This window comes from Promicromonospora sp. Marseille-Q5078, assembly GCF_050315395.1.
GTDB lineage: Bacteria > Actinomycetota > Actinomycetes > Actinomycetales > Cellulomonadaceae > Isoptericola.
This window is the reverse complement of the sequence record NZ_JBNPQG010000001.1, coordinates 1,200,320-1,218,328: the sequence shown is the minus strand read 5'-3', so window position 1 is coordinate 1,218,328 and position 18,009 is coordinate 1,200,320. Positions and strand designations below refer to the sequence as shown.

Annotated in this window: 15 protein-coding genes; all 15 read right to left on the bottom strand. The window is 68.2% G+C overall.

The features are described 5' to 3' along the window. Positions 1-3: 3 nt before the first annotated feature. The 15 genes from rpsC to rplL all read right to left on the bottom strand — a co-directional run bounded on the left by rpsC (position 4) and on the right by rplL (position 18,004). On the bottom strand, positions 4-840 hold the full coding sequence (rpsC, locus tag ACQFYA_RS05550) for a 30S ribosomal protein S3 (protein WP_499122097.1): 837 nt from the start codon (positions 838-840) through the stop codon (positions 4-6). After that, the gene (gene rplV, locus ACQFYA_RS05545) at positions 840-1,208 is read right to left on the bottom strand and encodes a 50S ribosomal protein L22 (RefSeq protein WP_079572426.1); all 369 of its coding nucleotides are present in this window, start codon (positions 1,206-1,208) and stop codon (positions 840-842) included. The genes rpsC and rplV overlap by 1 nt, the downstream gene beginning before the upstream one ends. A 55-nt stretch (positions 1,209-1,263) precedes the next feature. Next, on the bottom strand, positions 1,264-1,545 hold the full coding sequence (rpsS, locus tag ACQFYA_RS05540; protein ID WP_075829208.1) for a 30S ribosomal protein S19: 282 nt from the start codon (positions 1,543-1,545) through the stop codon (positions 1,264-1,266). Positions 1,546-1,560: 15 nt separating this feature from the next. Then, entirely contained in the window at positions 1,561-2,397 is an 837-nt protein-coding gene (gene rplB, locus ACQFYA_RS05535; protein WP_499122096.1) for a 50S ribosomal protein L2, read from the bottom strand. Between the two features lie 29 nt (positions 2,398-2,426). Further along, positions 2,427-2,729: a 50S ribosomal protein L23 gene (gene rplW, locus ACQFYA_RS05530; RefSeq protein WP_079572420.1), complete on the bottom strand. Its 303-nt coding sequence runs from the start codon at positions 2,727-2,729 to the stop codon at positions 2,427-2,429. Then, positions 2,726-3,424: a 50S ribosomal protein L4 gene (gene rplD, locus ACQFYA_RS05525; protein WP_499127444.1), complete on the bottom strand. Its 699-nt coding sequence runs from the start codon at positions 3,422-3,424 to the stop codon at positions 2,726-2,728. Before rplD ends, rplW begins: the two co-directional genes overlap by 4 nt. 5 nt (positions 3,425-3,429) lie before the next feature. Further along, positions 3,430-4,083, bottom strand: a complete 654-nt coding sequence (gene rplC / locus ACQFYA_RS05520) for a 50S ribosomal protein L3 (RefSeq protein WP_499122095.1) — start codon at positions 4,081-4,083, stop codon at positions 3,430-3,432. Between the two features lie 14 nt (positions 4,084-4,097). Further along, a complete protein-coding gene (rpsJ, locus tag ACQFYA_RS05515; RefSeq protein WP_013837837.1) occupies positions 4,098-4,406 on the bottom strand; it encodes a 30S ribosomal protein S10 in 309 nt (102 codons plus the stop codon). A 493-nt stretch (positions 4,407-4,899) separates the two neighbouring features. Further along, positions 4,900-6,096, bottom strand: a complete 1,197-nt coding sequence (gene tuf / locus ACQFYA_RS05510; protein ID WP_499122094.1) for an elongation factor Tu — start codon at positions 6,094-6,096, stop codon at positions 4,900-4,902. A 127-nt stretch (positions 6,097-6,223) separates the two neighbouring features. Then, positions 6,224-8,326, bottom strand: a complete 2,103-nt coding sequence (gene fusA, locus ACQFYA_RS05505) for an elongation factor G (protein ID WP_499122093.1) — start codon at positions 8,324-8,326, stop codon at positions 6,224-6,226. Positions 8,327-8,439: 113 nt separating this feature from the next. Further along, positions 8,440-8,910 carry a 30S ribosomal protein S7 gene (gene rpsG / locus ACQFYA_RS05500; RefSeq protein ID WP_429764774.1) on the bottom strand — a complete coding sequence of 157 codons (471 nt, stop codon included), beginning with the start codon at positions 8,908-8,910 and terminating at the stop codon, positions 8,440-8,442. Further along, positions 8,910-9,284 (bottom strand): 30S ribosomal protein S12, encoded by a 375-nt coding sequence (gene rpsL / locus ACQFYA_RS05495; RefSeq protein WP_079572407.1) that lies wholly within the window; start codon positions 9,282-9,284, stop codon positions 8,910-8,912. Before rpsL ends, rpsG begins: the two co-directional genes overlap by 1 nt. A gap of 404 nt (positions 9,285-9,688) precedes the next feature. After that, positions 9,689-13,570 (bottom strand): DNA-directed RNA polymerase subunit beta', encoded by a 3,882-nt coding sequence (locus tag ACQFYA_RS05490; RefSeq protein ID WP_499122091.1) that lies wholly within the window; start codon positions 13,568-13,570, stop codon positions 9,689-9,691. 57 nt (positions 13,571-13,627) lie between these two features. Next, positions 13,628-17,140 carry a DNA-directed RNA polymerase subunit beta gene (gene rpoB, locus ACQFYA_RS05485; RefSeq protein WP_499122090.1) on the bottom strand — a complete coding sequence of 1,171 codons (3,513 nt, stop codon included), beginning with the start codon at positions 17,138-17,140 and terminating at the stop codon, positions 13,628-13,630. Positions 17,141-17,611: 471 nt separating this feature from the next. Then, positions 17,612-18,004, bottom strand: coding sequence for a 50S ribosomal protein L7/L12 (rplL, locus tag ACQFYA_RS05480; RefSeq protein WP_499122089.1), 393 nt, complete (start codon positions 18,002-18,004; stop codon positions 17,612-17,614). Positions 18,005-18,009 lie beyond the last annotated feature (5 nt).

Below are 18,009 nucleotides of genomic sequence, written 5' to 3'. Positions count from 1 at the left end.
GACTCAGGCCTCCGTTCCGGACTCGGGGGCCGCAGCCTGCTCCGCCGGTGCCTGGGCCGCGTCGGACGCGGGGGCGGACTCGGCGGCCGGCTGGGCCTGACGCTCGGGGCGACGAGGGCCACCGCGGCGCTCCCCACGCTCGCCACCACGGCCACGACCCTGACGGGGCGCGGCGGTGGCCTGCTGCGCGGCGAACTCCTTCTCGGTGATGTCGCCCTTGTAGATCCACACCTTCACGCCGATGCGGCCGAAGGTGGTGCGGGCCTCGAAGAAGCCGTAGTCGATGTACGCGCGCAGCGTGTGCAGCGGCACACGACCCTCGCGGTAGAACTCCGACCGGCTCATCTCGGCGCCGCCGAGACGACCCGAGACCTGCACGCGGATCCCCTTGGCGCCGGCGCGCTGCGCGGACTGGATGCCCTTGCGCATGGCGCGGCGGAACGAGACGCGGCTCGCGAGCTGCTCGGCGATGCCCTGCGCGACCAGCTGCGCGTCGATCTCCGCGTTCTTGACCTCGAGGATGTTGAGCTGGACCTGCTTGCCCGTGAGCTTCTCGAGCTCGCCGCGGATGCGGTCGGCCTCGGCACCCCGGCGACCGATGACGATGCCCGGACGCGCCGTGTGGATGTCCACGCGGACGCGGTCGCGGGTGCGCTCGACCTCGACCTTGGAGATGCCGGCCCGCTCGAGACCGGTGCTCATGAGCTTGCGGATCGCCACGTCCTCGCGAACGTAGTCGCGGTACCGCTGACCAGGCTTGGTGCTGTCGGCGAACCAGCGCGACCGGTGGTCGGTGGTGATGCCGAGGCGGTACCCGTGCGGGTGAACCTTCTGCCCCACTATCGGGCCCCTTCCTTCTGCTCACGCGGTGCGACGACCACGGTGATGTGGCTGGTGCGCTTGAGGATCTGGCTCGCACGCCCCTGCGCCCGCGGACGGAACCGCTTGAGCGTCGGCCCCTCGTCGACGAACGCCGCCGAGACGAAGAGTTCCGTCTCGTCGAAGCGCTCGCTGGCGCGGTCGGCCTTCACCCGGGCGTTCGCGACGGCGCTCTCCACAACCTTGCGGATGGGCTCGCTCGCTGCCTGCGGCGCGAACTTCAGCACCGCGACGGCCTCGGCGGCCTGCTTGCCACGGATGAGGTCCACGACGCGCCGGGCCTTCTGGGGCGTGACACGGACGAACCGCGCCTGCGCCTTGGCTTCCATTGCTGTCCTGCTTCCTTTTCTCAGACCGTCGGGGTCTCCACCTGGCTGACCGGAGTCAGCGGCGGCGACCCTTCTTGTCGTCCTTCACGTGGCCGCGGAAGGTTCGCGTGGGAGCGAACTCGCCGAGCTTGTGGCCGACCATCGCCTCGGTGACGAAGACCGGAGTGTGCTTCCGGCCGTCGTGCACGGCGAAGGTGTGGCCGAGGAAGTCGGGCGTGATGACCGACCGACGGGACCAGGTCTTGATGACGTTCTTGGTCCCCTTCTCGTTCTGAGCGTCCACCTTCTTCTGCAGGTGGTCGTCGACGAAGGGGCCCTTCTTCAGGCTACGAGGCATCTGTCAGGCTCCTTTTCAGCGCTTCTTGCCAGTGCGGCGACGGCGGACGATCAGCTTGTCGCTCGGCTTGTTCGGGCGGCGGGTCCGGCCCTCGGGCTGGCCCCACGGGCTGACCGGGTGGCGACCACCGGAGGTCTTGCCCTCACCACCACCGTGCGGGTGGTCGACCGGGTTCATGACCACGCCACGGACGGTCGGGCGGACGCCCTTCCACCGCATGCGGCCGGCCTTGCCCCAGTTGATGTTCGACTGCTCGGCGTTGCCCACCTCGCCGACCGTCGCGCGGCAGCGCAGGTCGACGTTGCGGATCTCGCCGGACGGCATACGCAGCTGGGCGTACGGGCCGTCCTTTGCGACGAGCTGCACGGACGCACCGGCCGAACGGGCGATCTTCGCGCCGCCACCGGGCCGGAGCTCGACGGCGTGGATGACCGTACCGGTCGGGATGTTGCGCAGCGGCAGGTTGTTGCCGGGCTTGATGTCGGCGCCGGCACCGGCCTCGACGACGTCGCCCTGCGACAGCTTGTTCGGCGCGAGGATGTAGCGCTTCGTGCCGTCCGCGTAGTGCAGGAGCGCGATCCGAGCCGTGCGGTTCGGGTCGTACTCGATGTGCGCGACCTTGGCGGGCACGCCGTCCTTGTCGTGGCGACGGAAGTCGATCACGCGGTAGGCACGCTTGTGGCCACCGCCCTTGTGCCGGGTGGTGATGCGACCGGAGTTGTTGCGCCCACCCGTCTTGGACAGCGGACGGACCAGAGACTTCTCCGGCTGCGAGCGCGTGATCTCGACGAAGTCGGCGACGCTGGAGCCGCGGCGTCCGGGCGTCGTCGGCTTGTACTTACGGATTCCCATGGGTTAGTCCTCGATCTGCTCTCTGCGCCTCAGGAAGCCGGACCGCCGAAGATGTCGATCGTGCCCTCACGGAGGGTCACGATCGCGCGCTTCGTGTCCTTGCGCTTGCCCAGGCCGAAGCGCGTGCGACGCGCCTTGCCCTTGCGGTTGATCGTGTTGACCGAGTCGACCTTGACACCGAAGACCTGCTCGACCGCGATCTTGATCTCGGTCTTGTTGGCCCGCGGGTCCACGACGAAGGTGTACTTGCCCTCGTCGAGGAGGTTGTAGGACTTCTCGGAGACGACCGGCGCGATCAGGATGTCGCGCGGGTCCTTCGTCACGGCGGTCACTTCGTGGCCTCCTCGGTCTCGGCCGCCTCGGACTCCGTCGCGACAGCCTTCACGGACTTGCCCGTGGACGGGCCGGCGAGGAACGCGGCGAGCGCACCCTCCGTGAAGACGACGTCGTCGGAGACGAGAACGTCGTAGGTGTTGAGCTGGTCCGCGGTCAGCAGGTGGACCTGCTCGACGTTGCGGAGCGACTTGATCGTCAGCTCGTCCGAACGCTCGGTGACCACGAGGACGTGGGTGCGCTCGGTGAGCGCTGCGAGCGTCTTGACCGCGGTCCGGGTCGACGGCGCACCGTCGATACCGAAGCCGGAGACCACGTGGACGCGGCCGGCGCGAGCCCGGTCGGAGAGCGCGCCGCGGAGGGCGGCGGCCTTCATCTTCTTCGGGGTCCGCTGGTCGTACTTGCGCGGCTGCGGGCCGTGGACGGTGCCACCACCGGCGAACTGCGGGGCGCGGGTCGAACCCTGACGGGCGCGGCCGGTGCCCTTCTGCTTGTACGGCTTGCGGCCACCGCCGCGGACCTCGCCGCGGGTCTTGGTCGCGTGGGTCCCCTGGCGGGCGGCGGCGCGCTGCGCCACGACCACCTGGTGGATCAGCGGGACGTTGGCGGCGACGTCGAACACCTCAGCGGGGAGGTCGGCCTTGCCGGCCTTCTTGCCCTGGGCGTCGAGCACGTCGACGGTCTGGTTGGCCATGGAGGTCACGCACCCTTCGCAGCGGTACGCACGACGACGACGCCGCCCTTGGGGCCGGGAACCGCGCCCTTGACGAGCAGCAGACCCTTCTCGGCGTCGACCGCGTGGACGGTCAGGTTCTGGACGGTCTGGCGGGCGTGGCCCATGCGACCGGCCATCCGCAGGCCCTTGAAGACTCGCGACGGCGTCGAGGCGCCACCGATCGAGCCGGCCTTGCGGTGGTTGCGGTGGGCACCGTGCGAGGCGCCGACGCCGGAGAAGCCGTGGCGCTTCATGACACCGGCGGTGCCCTTGCCCTTGGTGGTGCCGACGACGTCGACCACGACGCCCGCCTCGAAGGCGGCGGCGGTGATCTCCTGACCGAGCGTGTACTCGGCAGCGTCCTCGGTGCGGACCTCGGCGACGTGACGACGCGGCGTGACGCCGGCCTTCTCGAAGTGGCCCTTGAGCGGCTTGGTGACCTTGCGCGGGTCGATCTGGCCGGCGGCGAGCTGGACGGCGGCGTAGCCGTCGCCCTCAGCGGCGCGGACCTGCGTCACGACGTTGGTCGGGACGGCCACGACGGTGACGGGGACGAGGCGACCCTCGTCGTCCCACAGCTGCGTCATACCGAGCTTGGTGCCGAGCACCGCGGTCACGTTCTTCTGCTGGTTGGTCATGATGTATCCCAGCCTCAGAGCTTGATCTCGATGTTCACGTCGGCAGGCAGGTCGATACGCATGAGCGAGTCGACGGCCTTCGGCGTGGGATCGATGATGTCGATGAGCCGCTTGTGCGTACGCATCTCGAAGTGCTCGCGGCTGTCCTTGTACTTGTGAGGCGACCGGATGACGGTGAAGACGTTCTTCTCCGTCGGCAGCGGCACCGGACCCACGACCGTCGCACCAGCGCGCGTCACCGTGTCGACGATCTTGCGCGCCGAGCTGTCGATGACCTCGTGGTCGTAGGACTTGAGCCGGATGCGGATCTTCTGTCCCGCCATGGCGTCGTCTGACTCTCTCTCTCGAACCGCTACTGTCCGACCCCCGCGCTCGGGCGTGTCGCACTAAGTGGCAAACCAGTGCGACACGCTCGGGCACACACCTGATCGGCGTGGGGCCGTTGATTGTGGTCCGCGGGGCGGACCACGACGTTTGTCGGGCCTGTCGAGACATGTGTCCCGCGGGGCGCTCACGCGCGTCGACAGCCGGCAACCCCGCGACCCCTCTCCGGGAGGGGATCCGCTCCAGGCGACGCGAACCGCTCCGGAGATCCGGACCGTCGCGCACCGTGGTGCTACACACTGTTCGACACGAGAAAGAACGCGCCCGTGACAGGCAACCTGAACATCTTGCCACAGGGAACCCTAGTATTCCAAGCCGGAACGAGGTTCGACCGCTGTGACGCCGGACGCATCGACCGCCCTGCACGCAGGAGGCCCGGACCCTCGACGGGCCCGGGCCTCCTGCTCAGGCGATCAGCTGGTGATCAGCAGATCACTTGATGATCTTGGTGACACGGCCGGACCCGACCGTACGGCCACCCTCACGGATGGCGAAGCCGAGGCCCTCCTCCATGGCGATCGGCTGGATCAGCGCGACCGTCATCTCGGTGTTGTCGCCGGGCATGACCATCTCGGTGCCCTGGGGCAGCGTGATGACGCCGGTGACGTCCGTGGTACGGAAGTAGAACTGCGGACGGTAGTTCGAGTAGAACGGGTTGTGACGCCCACCCTCGTCCTTGCCCAGGATGTAGACCTGAGCCTCGAAGTCGGTGTGCGGGGTGATCGAACCCGGCTTCACGACGACCTGGCCGCGCTCGACGTCCTCGCGCTTGATGCCACGCAGGAGCAGACCGGTGTTGTCGCCGGCCTGGGCCTGGTCCATCTGCTTGTGGAACGTCTCGATACCGGTGACCGTGGTCTTCTGCGGCTGGCGGATACCGACGATCTCGACCTCGGAGTTGACGTCGAGCGTGCCACGCTCCACCTTGCCGGTCACGACGGTGCCGCGGCCGGTGATGGTGAAGACGTCCTCGATCGGCATGAGGAACGGCTTGTCGAGCTCGCGCACGGGGTCGGGGACGTTCTCGTCCACGGCCTCCATGAGCTCCAGGACCTTCTTGGTCCACTCGGCGTCGCCCTCGAGGGCCTTGAGGCCGGAGACACGCACGACCGGAGCGTTGTCGCCGTCGAACTCCTGCGACGACAGCAGCTCGCGGACCTCCATCTCGACGAGCTCGAGGATCTCCTCGTCGTCGACCATGTCGGCCTTGTTCAGCGCGACGAGCAGGTAGGGCACGCCGACCTGGCGGGCCAGGAGCACGTGCTCGCGCGTCTGGGCCATCGGACCGTCGGTCGCCGCGACCACCAGGATCGCGCCGTCCATCTGGGCGGCACCGGTGATCATGTTCTTGATGTAGTCGGCGTGACCCGGAGCATCGACGTGCGCGTAGTGACGCTTGGGCGTCTCGTACTCGATGTGCGCGATGTTGATCGTGATGCCGCGCTGCTTCTCCTCCGGCGCGGCGTCGATCTCGTCGAAGTTGCGCTGCGTGTTCGCCGGAAGGTCGGGGTACGTGTCCGCAAGCGTCTTCGAGATCGCAGCCGTCAGCGTCGTCTTGCCGTGGTCGACGTGCCCGATCGTGCCGATGTTGACGTGCGGCTTGGTCCGCTCGAACTTGGCCTTAGCCACTGGGGTCCTCCTGGGACTTGGGTAGATGTTCCGAACGTTGCGGGTGTTGGCCGATCAAGCCTAGACCCGCGGGGCGTTGCGGCTTCCTACAGGTTGATGGTTGTGCTGGTCGTCGACCTGTGGGGGCTCACTCGCCCCGGGTCTTCTTGATGATCTCGTCAGCAACGTTGCGAGGAACCTCGGCGTAGCTGTCGAACTGCATCGAGTACACCGCGCGGCCCTGCGTCTTGGAACGCAGGTCACCGATGTACCCGAACATCTCGCTCAACGGTACCTGGGCGCGCACGACCTTGACACCGGTCGCGTCCTCCATGGACTGGATCATCCCACGACGCGAGTTGAGGTCGCCGATCACCTCGCCCATGTACTCCTCGGGCGTCCGGACCTCGACGGCCATGACGGGCTCGAGCAGCACCGGGTCGGCCCGCTTGATGCCCTCCTTGAAGACCATCGAGCCGGCGATCTTGAACGCCATCTCCGAGGAGTCGACGTCGTGGTAGGCACCGTCGAGCAGCGTGGCCTTGACCCCGACCACGGGGAACCCGGCCAGCACGCCCTGCTGCATCGCCGACTGGATGCCGGCGTCGACGGAGGGGATGTACTCGCGCGGGATACGGCCACCGGTCACGGAGTTGTCGAACTCGTAGAGCTCGCCCTCGGACGTGTCGAGCGGCTCGAAGGTCACCTGGACCTTCGCGAACTGGCCCGAGCCACCGGTCTGCTTCTTGTGCGTGTAGTCGATCTTCTCCGCCGCACGGCGGATCGTCTCGCGGTACGCGACCTGCGGCTTGCCGACGTTGGCCTCGACCTTGAACTCGCGCCGCATGCGGTCGACGAGAATGTCGAGGTGGAGCTCGCCCATGCCGCCGATGACGGTCTGGCCGGTCTCCTCGTCCAGGCTGACGCGGTACGTCGGGTCCTCGGCCAGGAGCTTCTGGATCGCGGTCGACATCTTCTCCTGGTCGGCCTTCGTCTTCGGCTCGATGGCGACGTCGATGACCGGCTCGGGGAAGGACATGGCCTCGAGGATGACCGGGTTTCCCGGGTCGCTCAGGGTGTCACCCGTGGTGACGTCCTTGAGCCCGATGAACGCGTAGATGTGCCCGGCCTGAGCCTCGTCGACCGGGTTCTCCTTGTTGGAGTGCATCTGGAAGAGCTTTCCGATGCGCTCCTTCTTGCCCTTGGTCGTGTTGAGCACCTGGGCGCCCTGGTCGACCTTGCCGGAGTACACGCGCACGTAGGTGAGCTTGCCGAAGAACGGGTGGGTCGCGACCTTGAACGCCAGACCCGAGAACGGCTCCGAAGCGTCCGCGTGACGCTCGACGACCTTCTCCGCGTCCTTGACGTCGTGTCCCTCGATGGCAGGCACGTCGAGCGGGGACGGCAGGTAGTCGATGACGGCGTCGAGCATGGGCTGCACGCCCTTGTTCTTGTACGCCGAGCCGCACAGCACCGGGAAGGCCTCGGAGCGCACGACGAGCTTGCGGATGCCCGACTTGATCTCGGCGATGGTGAGCTCCTCGCCACCGAGGAACTTCTCGAGCAGGTCGTCGTCCGCCTCGGCGACGGCCTCGACGAGCTCGGCCCGGTACTGCTCGGCCTTCTCCTGCAGGTCGGCGGGGATCTCCTCGACCTCGTAGGTCTCGCCGAGCTTGGTCTCGCCGTGCCAGACCAGCGCCTTCATCTCGAGCAGGTCGACGACGCCGGTGAAGTCGTTCTCGGCACCGATCGGCAGCTGGATGACCAGCGGCCTCGCCTTGAGGCGGTTGATGATGGTGTCGACCGTGAAGTAGAAGTCGGCGCCCAGCTTGTCCATCTTGTTGACGAAGCAGATGCGCGGGACGTCGTACTTGTCGGCCTGACGCCACACGGTCTCCGACTGGGGCTCCACGCCCTCCTTGCCGTCGAACACCGCGACCGCGCCGTCGAGCACGCGCAGGGAGCGCTCCACCTCGACCGTGAAGTCGACGTGACCCGGGGTGTCGATGATGTTGATCTGGTTGTCCTTCCAGTAGCAGGTCGTCGCGGCGGACGTGATCGTGATGCCGCGCTCCTGCTCCTGCTCCATCCAGTCCATCGTCGACGCACCGTCGTGCGTCTCACCGATCTTGTAGTTCACACCCGTGTAGAACAGGATGCGCTCGGTGGTGGTGGTCTTGCCGGCATCGATGTGGGCCATGATGCCGATGTTGCGGACCTTGTTCAGGTCGGTCAGCACGTCGAGTGCCACGGTGCGTTACCCCTTGTCGGTGGAAGGTCGGAAGCCGGGCCGGAGGGCCGGCTGCCGGCCGGTTCCGGATCCGCGGACGGCCCCGGGGATCGCCCGGAGCCGTCCTGAGCGCATCACCAGCGGTAGTGCGCGAAGGCCTTGTTCGAGTCGGCCATCTTGTGCATGTCCTCGCGGCGCTTGACCGCGGCACCGAGGCCGTTCGAGGCGTCGAGGATCTCGTTCATCAGACGCTCGGTCATCGTCTTCTCGCGACGGGCGCGCGAGAAGTCGGTGAGCCAGCGCAGCGCGAGCGTGGTCGAACGCACCGGGCGCACCTCGACGGGCACCTGGTAGGTGGCGCCACCGACACGGCGGGAGCGGACCTCGAGCGCGGGGCGGACGTTCTCCAGCGCGCGCTTGAGCACGACGACCGGGTCCTGGTCCGTCTTGGCACGGACACCCTCGAGGGCGCCGTAGACGATCGCCTCGGCGGTGGACTTCTTGCCGTCGAGCAGGACCTTGTTGATCAGCTGCGTCACGACGGGCGACCCGTAGACGGGGTCGACGATGAGCGGCCGCTTGGGGGCCGGACCCTTGCGAGGCATCAGGCCTTCTCCTTCTTCGCGCCGTACTTGCTGCGGCCCTGCTTGCGGTTCTTGACGCCCTGCGTGTCGAGCGCGCCGCGGACGATCTTGTAGCGGACGCCCGGGAGGTCCTTCACACGGCCGCCGCGCACCAGCACGATCGAGTGCTCCTGCAGGTTGTGGCCGACGCCGGGGATGTACGCGGTGACCTCGGTACCGGAGGAGAGCTTCACGCGCGCGACCTTACGGAGCGCGGAGTTCGGCTTCTTGGGGGTGGTGGTGTACACACGGGTGCACACGCCGCGCCGCTGGGGGGAGGCCTTGAGGGCCGGCGTCTTGGACGCCGTGGCCTTCGTGCTCCGGCCCTTGCGGACGAGCTGCTGGATCGTAGGCACTACGTCTCCGTCGTCTTCTCGAGCTCTCGAGGGCCGGCCGGCCCTCGACGGTGGTCTGTCTGGCTTGTGCGTGCCGATCGCATGCGGCACACGCGGCCCTCACGGACCGCAACGCCACTTACCACCGGCTCGATGGCCCGGGTCCGCTCCCCCGTCCTCGCGGACGGTCCGAGCAGTCTTCCGGGGTACCTGTGCGCTGATGTCGGCGACGCCTCCGGCAGCCGGCCCGAGCCGGAGGCTCTGGACTGACAGCGGGATGCGCGCGCGACGGCACGGGCACGGCTTCCAAGATTACCCGCGGAAGCAAGCGGGGTCAAAGGAACGGGAGGGACGCACGCTGTGACGTGCGCCCCTCCCGGACCACTTCGTGCTGAGGATCAGCGGAGCCAGGGCCCCCGTGGGGTCTAGCGGAAGTCGCCGAAGTCCAGGTCCTCCAGCGGGATCGCCTCGCCCGAGCCCATGCCGAGCGTCGGGAAGTCGATCTCGTCGTAGCCGAAGCTCGGGTAGAGCTCCGCCTTCGCCTGCTCGGTCGGCTCGACCTCGATGTTCCCGTAACGGGGCAGGCCCGTGCCGGCGGGGATGAGCTTACCGAGGATGACGTTCTCCTTGAGGCCCAGCAGCGGGTCACGACGACCGCTCATCGCCGCCTCCGTGAGCACGCGGGTCGTCTCCTGGAAGGAGGCGGCCGAGAGCCACGAGTCGGTGGCGAGCGACGCCTTCGTGATGCCCATGAGCTCCGGACGGCCGGAGGCCGGCTGGCCACCCTCCGACACGGCGCGACGGTTCGCGTCCTCGAAGCGGACGCGCTCCGCGAGCTCACCCGGCAGCAGGTGCGAGTCACCCGAGTCGAGCACGGTCACGCGACGCAGCATCTGCCGCACGATGACCTCGATGTGCTTGTCGTGGATGTCCACGCCCTGCGAACGGTAGGTCTCCTGGACCTCGTCCACCAGGTGCTTCTGCGTGGCACGCGGCCCGAGGATGCGCAGCACCTTCTTCGGGTCGACGGCGCCCTGGACCAGCTGGGTGCCGACCTGGACCTGCTGGCCGTCCGTGATCAGGAGGCGCGCACGCTTGGTCACCGGGTAGCGGATCTCCTCGCCACCGTCGGCCGGCGTGAGGACCAGGTGGCGCGTGCGCTCCGTGTCCTCGATGGCCACGGTGCCCGTGTACTCCGCGATCGGCGCCTCACCCTTGGGGGTGCGGGCCTCGAAGAGCTCGGTGACGCGCGGCAGACCCTGCGTGATGTCCTCCGCGGAGGCCACACCACCGGTGTGGAAGGTACGCATGGTCAGCTGCGTGCCCGGCTCACCGATCGACTGCGCCGCGATGATGCCGACGGCCTCGCCGATGTCCACCAGCTTGCCGGTGGCCAGGGAGCGGCCGTAGCACTTGGCGCAGGTGCCGACGCGCGACTCGCAGGTCAGCACGGAGCGGACCTTGACGCTCTCGATGCCGGCGGCGATGACCTTGTCGATCACCACGTCGCCCGCGTCCGAGCCCGCCGTGGCCACGACCGTGCCGTCCTCCGCCACCACGTCCATCGCGAACGTGCGCGAGTAGATGCTCGTCTCGACGCGCGGGTGCGGCACCAGCACGTCACCGATGCGCTCGGCGACGGGCAGCGTGAGGCCGCGCTCGGTGCCGCAGTCCTCCTCGCGGATGATGACGTCCTGCGACACGTCGACGAGACGACGGGTCAGGTAGCCGGAGTCCGCGGTACGCAGCGCCGTGTCGGCCAGACCCTTGCGGGCACCGTGCGAGGCGATGAAGTACTCGAGGACGGACAGGCCCTCGCGGTAGTTGGACTTGATCGGGCGAGGGATGATCTCGCCCTTCGGGTTCGCCACGAGGCCGCGCATACCGGCGATCTGACGGACCTGCATCCAGTTACCACGGGCGCCCGAGGACACCATGCGGTACAGCGTGTTCCGCGAGTTGCTCTCGAGGTTCTCGCGCATGACCGACGCGATCTTGTCGGTGGCCTGCGTCCAGATCTCGATGAGCTCCTGGCGACGCTCGTCGTCGGTGATCAGACCCTTGTCGAACTGGTCCTGCACCTTGAGCGCGCGCTGCTCGTGCTCGTCGAGGATCGTGTTCTTGATCTCGGGCATCGCGACGTCGGAGATCGCGATGGTGACGCCCGAGCGGGTGGCCCACCGGTAGCCGGCGTCCTTCAGCGCGTCGAGCGACGTCGCGACGTCGACCTTGGGGTAGCGCTCCGCCAGGTCGTTGACGATCGTCGAGAGCTCCTTCTTGCCGACGATCCCGTTCTGGAACGGGTAGTCGACCGGGAGGGCCTCGTTGAAGATCGTGCGGCCGAGCGTGGTCTCGAACAGCAGCTGCTGCCCGGGCTCCCAGCCCTCCGGCGCCTCGAAGCCGCTGGTCGGCGGCACGAGGTCGGACATGCGCAGCTTGATCTTCGCGTTGAGGTCGAGCTCGCCGCGGTCGAGGGCCATGATCGCCTCGGCCTGCGAGGAGAACACGCGCCCCTCCCCCTTCGCGTCCGTGCGGTCGGACGTCAGGTGGTGCAGACCGATGATCATGTCCTGCGAGGGCATGGTGACCGGGCGGCCGTCCGACGGCTTGAGGATGTTGTTGCTCGAGAGCATGAGGATGCGGGCCTCGGCCTGCGCCTCGGCGCTCAGGGGCAGGTGGACCGCCATCTGGTCGCCGTCGAAGTCCGCGTTGAACGCGGCGCACACGAGCGGGTGCAGGTGGATGGCCTTGCCCTCGACGAGCTGCGGCTCGAACGCCTGGATTCCGAGACGGTGCAGGGTGGGGGCACGGTTCAGCAGCACCGGGTGCTCCTGGATGACCTCCTCCAGCACGTCCCACACCTCGGCGCGGGTGCGCTCCACCATGCGCTTGGCGCTCTTGATGTTCTGCGCATGGTTGAGCTCGACGAGCCGCTTCATGACGAACGGCTTGAACAGCTCGAGCGCCATCTGCTTCGGCAGGCCGCACTGGTGCAGCTTGAGCTGCGGGCCGACCACGATGACCGAACGGCCCGAGTAGTCGACACGCTTGCCGAGCAGGTTCTGGCGGAACCGGCCCTGCTTGCCCTTGAGCATGTCGGAGATCGACTTGAGCGGGCGGTTGCCCGGCCCGGTGACCGGGCGGCCGCGGCGGCCGTTGTCGAACAGCGAGTCCACGGCCTCCTGGAGCATCCGCTTCTCGTTGTTGACGATGATCTCCGGCGCGCCCAGGTCGAGCAGGCGCTTGAGCCGGTTGTTGCGGTTGATGACGCGGCGGTACAGGTCGTTGAGGTCCGACGTCGCGAACCGGCCACCGTCGAGCTGCACCATCGGGCGCAGGTCCGGCGGGATGACCGGGACGGCGTCGAGCACCATCGCCGTGGGCGAGTTGGTCGTCGTGAGGAACGCGTTGACGACCTTCAGGCGCTTGAGCGCGCGCGTCTTGCGCTGGCCCTTGCCGCTGCGGATGGTCTCGCGCAGCGAGTCCGCCTCGGCGTCCAGGTCGAAGCTCTCGAGGCGCTTCTGGATCGCCGCGGCGCCCATCGAGCCCTCGAAGTACGTGCCGTACCGGTCGACGAGCTGGCGGTACAGCATCTCGTCGCCCTCGAGGTCCGCGACCTTGAGGTTCTTGAACCGGTCCCAGACCTGCTCGAGGCGGTCGAGCTCCGCGTCGGCACGCTTGCGCAGCTGCGCCATCTCGCGCTCGGCGGAGTCGCGCACCTTGCGGCGCGCGTCGGCCTTGGCACCCTCGGCCTCGAGCTCGGCCAGGTCGGCCTCGAGCTTCTGGGCGCGGATGTTGATGTCGTTGTCGCGGCGGTCCGAGATCTCCTTCTTCTCCAGGTCGATCTCGTTCTGGAGGTTCGGGAGGTCCTCGTGGCGCGCCTCGTCGTCGACCCACGTGATCATGTAGGCCGCGAAGTAGATGACCTTCTCCAGGTCCTTCGGCGCCAGGTCCAGCAGGTAGCCGAGACGCGAGGGCACGCCCTTGAAGAACCAGATGTGGGTGACCGGGGCGGCGAGCTCGATGTGGCCCATGCGCTCACGGCGCACCTTCGAGCGCGTCACCTCGACGCCGCAGCGCTCGCAGATGATGCCCTTGAAGCGCACGCGCTTGTACTTGCCGCAGTAGCACTCCCAGTCCCGGGTGGGGCCGAAGATCTTCTCGCAGAAGAGCCCGTCCTTCTCCGGCTTCAGGGTGCGGTAGTTGATGGTCTCGGGCTTCTTGACCTCACCGTGCGACCAGGCGCGGATGTCGTCGGCCGTAGCGAGGCCGATACGCAGCTCGTCGAAGACATTGACGTCGAGCAAGATGTCCTACTTCCTCAAACTCTTGAAATAACCGTGGAGTTCAGCTGGTCGCTGGGATCAGATCTCGTCGACCGTGGCGGCCGAGTTGGGGCGGCGGGAGAGATCGATGCCCAGCTCCTCCGCGGCGCGATACACCTCGTCGTCGGACTCCTTCATCTCGATGGAGGTTCCGTCGCTCGAGAGCACCTCGACGTTCAGGCACAGCGACTGCATCTCCTTGAGGAGCACCTTGAAGGACTCCGGGATGCCCGAGTCGGGGATGTTCTCGCCCTTGACGATCGCCTCGTACACCTTGACGCGGCCGGGGACGTCGTCGGACTTGATGGTGAGCAGCTCCTGCAGCGTGTAGGCCGCGCCGTACGCCTCGAGGGCCCACACCTCCATCTCACCGAAGCGCTGACCGCCGAACTGCGCCTTACCACCCAGCGGCTGCTGCGTGATCATCGAGTACGGGCCGGTCGAGCGCGCGTGGATCTTGTCGTCGACCAGGTGGTGGAGCTTGAGGATGTACATGTAGCCCACGGCCACCGGGTCCGGGAACGGCTCGCCGGAGCGGCCGTCGAAGAGCCGGGCCTTGCCGTCGGTGGCGACCATGCGCTCGCCGTCGCGGTTCGGCAGCGTCGTGGAGAGCAGGCCGCGCAGGCCGGACTCCTCCAGGCCGTCGAACACCGGCGTCGCCACCGGCGTCCCCGGCTGCGACTTCGACGCGACCTCGGGCAGGGTCTCCTTCCAGGAGAGGTCCTTGCCCTCCGCCAGCTCGATGTCCCAGCCGCGGCTGGCGACCCAGCCGAGGTGCGTCTCGAGGACCTGGCCGACGTTCATGCGGCCGGGCACGCCCAGCGGGTTGAGGATGACGTCGACCGGGGTGCCGTCGGGGAGGAACGGCATGTCCTCCTGCGGCAGGATCTTCGAGATGACGCCCTTGTTGCCGTGGCGGCCGGCGAGCTTGTCGCCGACGGTGATCTTGCGGCGCTGGGCGATGTAGACGCGCACCAGCTGGTTCACGCCGGCGGGCAGCTCGTCGCCGTCCTCCCGGTTGAACTCGCGCACGCCGATGACCGTGCCCTGCTCGCCGTGGGGCACCTTGAGCGAGGTGTCGCGCACCTCGCGGGCCTTCTCGCCGAAGATGGCGCGCAGCAGGCGCTCCTCCGGGGTCAGCTCGGTCTCGCCCTTGGGGGTGACCTTGCCGACCAGCACGTCGCCCGCGCCGACCTCGGCACCGATGCGGATCACGCCGCGCTCGTCGAGGTCCGCCAGGACGTCCTCGGAGACGTTCGGGATGTCCCGCGTGATCTCCTCGGGCCCGAGCTTGGTGTCACGGGCGTCGACCTCGTGCTCCTCGATGTGGATCGAGGACAGGACGTCGTCCTCCACGAGGCGCTGCGACAGGATGATCGCGTCCTCGTAGTTGTGGCCCTCCCACGACATGAACGCCACGAGCAGGTTGCGGCCGAGCGCGAGGTCGCCCTCGTCGGTCGCCGGGCCGTCGGCCAGCACGGAGCCGACCTCGACCCGCTGGCCCTCGTCCACGAGCACGCGCTGGTTGTAGCTGGTGCCCTGGTTGGAGCGGCGGAACTTCGCGGCGCGGTACGAGCCGGTGGTGCCGTCGTCGTTCGCGACGAGGACCAGGTCCGCGGACACCTCGGTGACGACGCCGGGCTTGGTGGCCACGATGACGTCGCCCGCGTCGACGGCCGCACGACGCTCCATGCCGGTGCCGACCAGCGGCGCCTCGGAGCGCACCAGCGGCACGGCCTGGCGCTGCATGTTCGCGCCCATGAGCGCGCGGTTCGCGTCGTCGTGCTCGAGGAACGGGATGAGCGCGGTCGCGACGGAGACCATCTGGCGCGGAGAGACGTCCATGTAGTCGATCTCGGCCGGCGGCAGGTCGTCGGTCTCGCCGCCCTTGGTGCGCACCAGCACGCGCTCGTTGAGGAACGTGCCGTCCGCGGCGAGCTCGGTGTTCGCCTGGGCGATGATGTGGCGGTCCTCGTCGTCGGCCGTCAGGTAGACGATCTCGTCCGTGACCTTGCCGTCGGTGACCTTGCGGTACGGCGTCTCGATGAAGCCGAACGGGTTGATGCGACCGAACGACGCGAGCGAGCCGATGAGGCCGATGTTCGGGCCCTCAGGGGTCTCGATCGGGCACATGCGGCCGTAGTGCGACGGGTGGACGTCACGGACCTCCATGCCGGCGCGGTCGCGGGACAGACCACCCGGGCCGAGGGCGTTGAGGCGACGCTTGTGCGTCAGGCCCGCCAGCGGGTTGTTCTGGTCCATGAACTGCGACAGCTGCGAGGTGCCGAAGAACTCGCGGATCGACGCCACCACGGGGCGGATGTTGATCAGCGTCTGCGGCGTGATGGCCTCGACGTCCTGCGTCGTCATGCGCTCGCGGACCACGCGCTCCATGCGGGACAGGCCCGTGCGCACCTGGTTCTGGATGAGCTCGCCGACGGCGCGGATGCGACGGTTGCCGAAGTGGTCGATGTCGTCGGTCTCGACGCGCACCTCGATCTCCTGGCCGTCGCGCGTGCCGGACAGGGCGGCGCGGTCGGCGTGGAGGGCGGCGAGGTACTTGATCGTCGCGACGACGTCGGTCACCGACAGCGTCGAGTCGGACAGCGGGGCGTCCACGCCGAGCTTCTTGCTCACCTTGTAGCGGCCGACCTTCGCCAGGTCGTAGCGCTTCGGGTTGAAGTAGAAGTTCTCGAGCAGCGCGCGACCGGCCTCGACCGTGGGCGGCTCGCCCGGGCGGATCTTGCGGTACAGGTCGACGAGGGCCTCGTCCTGGGTGTGGACGTGGTCCTTCTCGAGGGTGTCGAGGATCGACGGGAAGTCCGCGAACTCCTCGCGGATCTCCGCCTCCGTGAGGCCGAGGGCCTTCAGCAGGACGGTGACGGGCTGCTTGCGCTTGCGGTCGACGCGCACGCCGACGGCGTCGCGCTTGTCGATCTCGAACTCGAGCCAGGCACCGCGCGAGGGGATGACCTTGGCCGAGAAGACGTCCTTGTCGCTGGTCTTGTCGGGCGTGCGCTCGAAGTAGACACCCGGGGAACGGACCAGCTGCGAGACGACGACGCGCTCGGTGCCGTTGATGATGAACGTGCCGCGCCCGGTCATGAGCGGGAAGTCGCCCATGAAGACCGTCTGGCTCTTGATCTCACCGGTCGTGTAGTTGACGAACTCGGCCGTCACGAACAGCGGGGCGGCGAAGGTGAAGTCCTTCTCCTTGCACTCGTCCGCGGTGTACTTCGGCGGCTCGAACCGGTGGTTCGAGAAGGAGAGGGACATCGACTGGCCGAAGTCCTCGATCGGGGAGATCTCCTCGAAGATCTCCTCCAGGCCCGACGTCGCCGGGACGTCCGACCGGCCGGCGGCCGTCGCGGCCTCGACCCGGGCCTGCCAGGCCGGGCTGCCGAGGAGCCAGTCGAAGCTCTCGGTCTGCAGCCCGAGGAGGTCGGGGACCTCGAGCGGCTCGTAGATCTTGGCGAAGGAGACGCGGCGGGAAGCGGTGCGGTTCGCGATGGCGTCGGCGGACGGAACAGAAGGGGTGCGCGAGGCAGCCAAGAGGGGTCCTTCCCTGCAGTTCGATGGCACGCTGTACGCTCAGCGAGGCTGCAGGCGCCGGACCGCGGCGGAACGAACCGTCCCAGGGGTCACGAAGGGGTGACCACGGAGGGCGGGGCTTCGTCGGCAGTGGAGGCGTCGGGGCACAAGCGAGCGCAAAGCGCTAGCGTAGCCAGAACTTCATCGTTTGTCCACTCGCGCGGGCACACGAGCGGACGCCCTCGGTTCTGGGTCTTGAGGACGTTGTCTCGGTGGCCGCCATATGCCGCCCAAGAAACGGTTGTCGGACCAGCCTAACCCGTGCTAGGGAGCCGAGGCCAGGCTTGGCGGCGCGACGTCGGTCACGACACCACACCTCCACAACCGCAGGGACGCACCCGTCGGCGGTCGCGACACGCGTGGACGCAGCGAGGCCCGCACCCCGAAGGGTGCGGGCCTCGCAGGAAGCGATGCGCGGCTAGGCCGCGGCGATCACTTGAGGGTGACGGTGGCGCCGGCGCCCTCGAGGGCAGCCTTGGCCTTGTCGGCCGTCTCCTTGTTCGCGGCCTCCAGGACCGGCTTCGGGGCGCCGTCCACGAGGTCCTTGGCCTCCTTCAGGCCGAGGGACGTGAGCGCGCGCACCTCCTTGATGACCTGGATCTTCTTGTCGCCGGCGGCCTCGAGGATGACGTCGAACTCGTCCTTCTCCTCGGCGGCCTCGGCGCCACCGGCACCGCCGGCGGCGGGGGCGGCGACGGCAGCGGCGACCGGGGCCGCGGCGGTGACGTCGAACTTCTCCTCGAAGGCCTTCACGAACTCGTTGAGCTCGATGAGGGTGAGCTCCTCGAAGGCGGACAGGAGCTCGTCGGTGCTGAGCTTCGCCATGATGG

What these genes read in the sequence shown, in the direction of transcription:
- rpsJ (WP_013837837.1), bottom strand. Translation starts at nt 4,406, where the DNA reads ATGGCGGGACAGAAGATCCGCATCCGGCTCAAGTCCTACGACCACGAG.
- rpsS (WP_075829208.1), bottom strand. Translation starts at nt 1,545, where the DNA reads ATGCCTCGTAGCCTGAAGAAGGGCCCCTTCGTCGACGACCACCTGCAG.
- rpsG (WP_429764774.1), bottom strand. Translation starts at nt 8,910, where the DNA reads ATGCCTCGCAAGGGTCCGGCCCCCAAGCGGCCGCTCATCGTCGACCCC.
- rplL (WP_499122089.1), bottom strand. Translation starts at nt 18,004, where the DNA reads ATGGCGAAGCTCAGCACCGACGAGCTCCTGTCCGCCTTCGAGGAGCTC.
- rplD (WP_499127444.1), bottom strand. Translation starts at nt 3,424, where the DNA reads ATGGCCAACCAGACCGTCGACGTGCTCGACGCCCAGGGCAAGAAGGCC.
- rplC (WP_499122095.1), bottom strand. Translation starts at nt 4,083, where the DNA reads ATGACCAACCAGCAGAAGAACGTGACCGCGGTGCTCGGCACCAAGCTC.
- rplB (WP_499122096.1), bottom strand. Translation starts at nt 2,397, where the DNA reads ATGGGAATCCGTAAGTACAAGCCGACGACGCCCGGACGCCGCGGCTCC.
- rplV (WP_079572426.1), bottom strand. Translation starts at nt 1,208, where the DNA reads ATGGAAGCCAAGGCGCAGGCGCGGTTCGTCCGTGTCACGCCCCAGAAG.